The 5124-nt window shown below is 70.5% G+C and carries 2 protein-coding genes and 1 pseudogene; 1 reads left to right on the forward strand and 2 read right to left on the reverse strand.

What is annotated here, in order from left to right; genetic code table 11:
• Positions 1–2526: penicillin-binding protein 1A (locus AC1HC7_RS08230; protein ID WP_479498920.1), on the reverse strand; the 2526-nt coding region annotated here is incomplete at its 3' end.
• Positions 2527–2788: 262 nt separating this feature from the next.
• Positions 2789–4117: an N-acetylmuramoyl-L-alanine amidase gene (locus AC1HC7_RS08235; RefSeq protein WP_479498921.1), complete on the reverse strand. Its 1329-nt coding sequence runs from the start codon at positions 4115–4117 to the stop codon at positions 2789–2791.
• A 542-nt stretch (positions 4118–4659) separates the two neighbouring features.
• Here AC1HC7_RS08235 and AC1HC7_RS08240 point away from each other — a divergent pair.
• Positions 4660–5124 (forward strand): annotated as a pseudogene (locus tag AC1HC7_RS08240) (ribonuclease E/G); the annotation flags it as partial.

The raw sequence follows: 5124 nt of genomic DNA on the forward strand, positions 1-5124 counted from the left end.
ATTGGCCTCGCGGGACCCGGCGCCGCCAGCGGGCGCGACGCCGCCGGGATCGGCGGGCGCGGCCGCCGCGGAGTCGCCGCCGGCGCTCATGGGCAGGTCGCTGTCGGCGCCGAAGCCGAACGAGCCGTCATCGAGCACCAGCCCGCCGGTATAGGCCCCCACCGCCGGCACGTCGTAGTCGCGGAACGCCTCGACCACCACGTTGTCGCCGCGCGCGTCATCGGGCAGGCGCACGCCGCTGAAGCGGTCCACCTTGATCATCACCGCGTCGTCGGGCGCCTTGAAGTCGAGCTTGGGGCGGTCCTTCATCGCGTAGGCCAGAAACTCCTTGGCCACCGGGCCGCACAGCGAACCGCCAAACGCCCCCCTGCCCATGGGGCGCGGGGTGTCGTAGCCGATGAAGCAGCCGGCCACCAGATTGGGGGTGAAGCCGATGAACCAGGCGTCGCGGGCGTCGTTGGTGGTGCCGGTCTTGCCGGCCAGCGGAAAGCCGAGGCTGGCCAGGCGGCGCGCCGTGCCGCGCTTGACCACGCCCTGCATCATCGAGGTCAGTTCGAAGGCGGTGATGCCGTCCATGATCCGGCGCGAGGGGTCGCGCGCCCAGGGTTCGCGTTCGCCCGGGACATAGGGGGCCTGGCAATCCTCGCAGAGTCGCGGGTCGTGGCGGAAGACGGTCTCGCCCCGGCGGTCCTGCACCCGGTCCACCAGCGTGGGTTCGACCTGACGCCCGCCATTGGCGAACATCGCGTAGGCGGCGACCATGCGGTAGAGCGTGGTTTCCCCCGCCCCCAGCGCGTAGCTGAGATGCTGGGGCATGTCGGAATAGACCTTGAAGCGTTCGGCGTAGTCGGCGACCACGTCCATGCCGATGCTCTGGGCGAGGCGCACGGTCATGACGTTGCGCGACTGCTCGATGCCGATGCGCATGGGCGCCGGCCCGTAGAACTTGCGCGAGGCGTTCTGCGGGCGCCACAATTCCGAGGCCCCGGTGTCGATGGTGATCGGCGCGTCAAGGATGATCGAGGCCGGGGTGTAGCCGTTGTCGAGCGCCGCCGCGTAGACGAAGGGCTTGAAGGCCGATCCCGGCTGGCGCTTGGCCTGGGTTGCGCGGTTGAACACCGAGGCCTGATAGGAAAACCCGCCCTGCATGGCCAGCACCCGGCCGGTCTGGGGGTCCATGGCCATGAAGGCGCCCTGCAATTCGGGGATCTGGCGCATGGACCAGTTGGCGAATTCGCCGTCCTCGCCGGTCTCGGCGCGCACGAAGATCACGTCGCCGACGCTCCAGACGTCGGCGGGTTTCCTCGGCTTGGCGCCGAGCCGGTTGCGCTCCAGCCGGGGACGGGCCCATTTCACGTCCTTGAAGGGGATGAAATGGCCGTCGGAATCCTCCTCCACGCCCTCGATGCCCACCCGCGCCGACGACTTGCCGACCTTCAGCACCACCGCCGCATGCCAGCCCTCGATGTCGCGGGGCAGATCCAGATCGGCCAGCGCGTCGCGCCAATCGGCCTCGGTCTCCAGCGTTTCAGGCGGCAGCTGCGCCACCGGGCCGCGATAGCCGCCGCGCTCTCGGTCCCAGCTTTCCAGCCGGCGGCGCAGGGCCCGCGCGGCGACGCGCTGAAGATCCGCGTCGATGGTGGCGCGGATGGTCAGGCCGCCGCCGTTCAGTTCCTCGGCCCCGAAGCGTTCGGTGAGCTGGCGGCGCACCTCGTCGGTGAAATAGTCGCGCGGCGGGATCGGCGCGAGCTGGTTTTCCACCGACCCGTCGAGCAGGGTCTTCAACGGCGTGGCCTTGGCCTCGGCGGCCTCCTCGGCGGTCAGGTAGCCGTTCTGGCGCATCTGGCGGATCACGTAGTCGCGCCGCTCCACCGCGCGCTCGCGGGCGCGCACCGGGTGCAGGCTCGACGGGGCCTTGGGCAGCGCCGCCAGATAGGCGGCCTCGGCGGGGGTCAGGTCCTCCAGCGGCTTGCCGAAGTAGTTGTTGGCGGCGGCGGCGACCCCGAACGCCCGGGCGCCGAGGAAAATCTCGTTGAGATACAGTTCGAGAATCTGATCCTTGCTCAGCGTGTGCTCGAGCCGCGTGGCGAGGATGATCTCCTTGATCTTGCGCGTGCCGGAGCGTTCGCCCGAAAGCAGGAAATTCTTCATCACCTGCTGGGTGATGGTCGATGCCCCGCGCAGCCGCTTGCCGCGCAGGTAATCCACGCCGGCGGACAGGATGCCCATGGGGTCGAAGCCGGCATGGGAATAGAAATTCTTGTCCTCGGCCGAGATGAAGGCGTTGCGCACCAGCGGCGGGATCTCGTCGATCGGCGCGAAGATGCGGCGCTCGGTGAGGTATTCGGCGATGGCGGCGCCGTCCTGATCGTAGACCCGGCTGATGGTTGCGGGCTGATACTGCGCCAGGTTTTCGTGATTGGGCAGGTCGCGGGCGAACCACCAGACCGTGCCGGCGACGACGCCGAGGCCGACGATCAGCCCGATCGAGATCAGCGAGAACAGAGTGGCCAGAAATCGGATCATCTTGTCTTTTTCACCCTGCAGTCTTCGCTTCGTCCCGCGGCCGCGACGGTTTTCGCCGCGCGCGCCCTGCGTCCATCCGGGGCGCGGCGCGCCCGATTCCCGGCCCGACGGGCATTAACATCCAACACTATGGCGCCAACGCGACGGCGCGGCGACCGCCCGCGCTTCGTCCGGGCCATTGTCCGGGGCCATTGTCCGGGGCATCGCTTGGGCGCTTCGCCCGGGCATATAGTCGCCGCGGCCCGGTTTGGCGAGGGGCGCGTCATTCCCCGGCCGCGGCGCCGGGCGCGGCCTGCGCCCAGGCGTCAAGCGCCGTCGCCAGCGCCGCCGCGACCCGGGCGCGCCAGGCCGGGTCGTCGAGATTGGCCAGATCGGCGGCGTTGGACATGAACCCCAGCTCCAGCAGCGCCGAAGGCATGTCCGGCGAGCGCAGCACCCGGAACCCGGCGGCGCGCCGCCCCCGATCGCGCAGCAGCGGCGCGATCGGGGCCAGCCCGGCGGCCAACGCCCCCGCCAGGCGCTCCGATTCGGCGTTGACGCGGCGCTGCGCCAGATCGAGCAGCACCCGCGCCACGTCGTCGCCTTCGCCCCCCAGATCGACCCCGGCCAGGATGTCGGCGCGATTCTCGAACGCCGCCAGCGCCGCGGCCTCGGCATCCGAGGCCGCGGCGGACAGGGTGTAGATCGACACCCCCGAGGCGTCGCCCCGCGCCACGGTGTTCACATGGATCGACAGGAACAGGTCGGCGCCCGCCGCCCGCGCCAGCCGCACCCGGTCGCGCAGGGCCACGAACATGTCGGTCTCGCGGGTCATGACCACGCGAAACCGCCCCGCAGCCTCGATCGCGTCGCGCAGGTCCAGCGCGAAACGCAGGGTGACGCGCTTTTCCTGGGTCTCGCCGCGAATGGCCCCGGGATCGACGCCGCCATGGCCCGGGTCGATCGCCACCACCGGGCGCGCGTCGCCAACGGGCGACGGCGGCGGCGGATGCGGGGGCGCCGCGCCCGGCGGCCAACCGGCCGACGCGGCGAAGCGGTCGGCGGCCTCGGGCGCCAGGGTCAGGGTGAACCGCGCCCCCCCCGCCGCCGGCGCGAACCCGGCGCGGACCGGTTTCGCCGGCGCCGCGAGGTCGATCACCAGCCGCGAGCGCCCCTGCCCCAGCAGCCCGAAGCGCAGCCCGCTGACCAGCGGCCGGGCGGGCCAGACCCGCGGCGCGTCGGGGCGCCAGTCGAGCTGCGGGAAATCCACCACCACGCGCATGGGATGGTCGAGCGTGAACACCCGGAACGCAACCTCGGCGCCCATCTCGATTTTCACCGTGGCGGCGGCGCGGGATTGGGCGAAACGCAGCGCCTTGACCTGAACCGGGGGAGAGATTCGCGCAGGGCTCGCAACCTCCGCTTGCGCGCCCTTCGACGCGGCCGCGCAGGCCGCCGCCCCGGCCAGCAGACCGGCGACGCACAGGGCGACGCGGCGCCCAAGCGGCGCAGATGCGCCGCGCCGCGCCGTTGCCCCGCATGGCTGGCCCGGGCGCGCCAAAGCCTCACCCATCACCGGGGTCGCCCCGCATCGCCTTGCAATCGCCCGCATATTCCGCAATCACGCTCGCCCTGCCCCGCTTTGCCCCCGGCCTCGATTCGCGCGTTGCGGCGCAGATTTGCCAAGGCGGCGCAGCATATGCCGGGCCCGGATCAATTCCAATTGTCAACTGGATGCGGCGACACTATGTTGACCGACAAGCGACCGGCTCAAACGTGAAGATTCGCGGATTGCTACGGCGCTTTGACAGAAGAATGACAGTTTTTCGAATGACGCGGCGGCGTCCCTGCCTTTTGAGGCCATTTCGGGGCGACCATGAAGACACCGCAGACTTTCGAACGGCGCCCGGCGCGGGATTCGCACCGGCCGGACGCCTCACCCGACCGAACCGGCGTCGCGACGACGCCGGGTTCAGGAGAACAGACCGCGATGATCCGCGCCGAACGACACGCCGCAACGACGCCTGACGCCCCGGACCTGATCCGGGCGCGCAGGCGGGCGGCGTTTGCGCGCCCGGATCCTCTCGCCAAGTATGAAACCGGCGCGCCCCCCGTCCCCAAGGGGCGGCAGGCGGACCGTCGGCGCAGGAGAACATGGTTAAAAAAATGCTTATCGACGCGACGCATCCGGAAGAGACCCGGGTCGTCGTGCTGGATGGTTCGAAGGTAGACGAATTCGACTTCGAGTCGATCAACAAGAGGCAGCTTGCAGGCAACATCTATCTGGCGAAGGTGACGCGGGTCGAACCCTCGTTGCAGGCCGCGTTCGTTGAATACGGCGGCAATCGTCACGGTTTCCTGGCATTCTCGGAAATCCACCCGGATTACTATCAGATCCCGGTCGCGGATCGCGAAGCCCTGATCGCCGAAGAGGCGCAGGAGGCGAAAGCCGACGCCTCGCGGCGCGCCAGTGGGCGGTCGGGCGAGCGCGCCGCCGAGCGCAACGCCGAGCGCAATGCCGATCGACCGGCCGCCGACGACGATGACGGGCAGCCGCGCAAGCGCCGCTCGCGCTCGCGCCGCGGCGGCCGTTCGCGGCGGCGCGGGCGCAGCGACGAG

The organism is Oceanicella sp., from assembly GCF_056449545.1.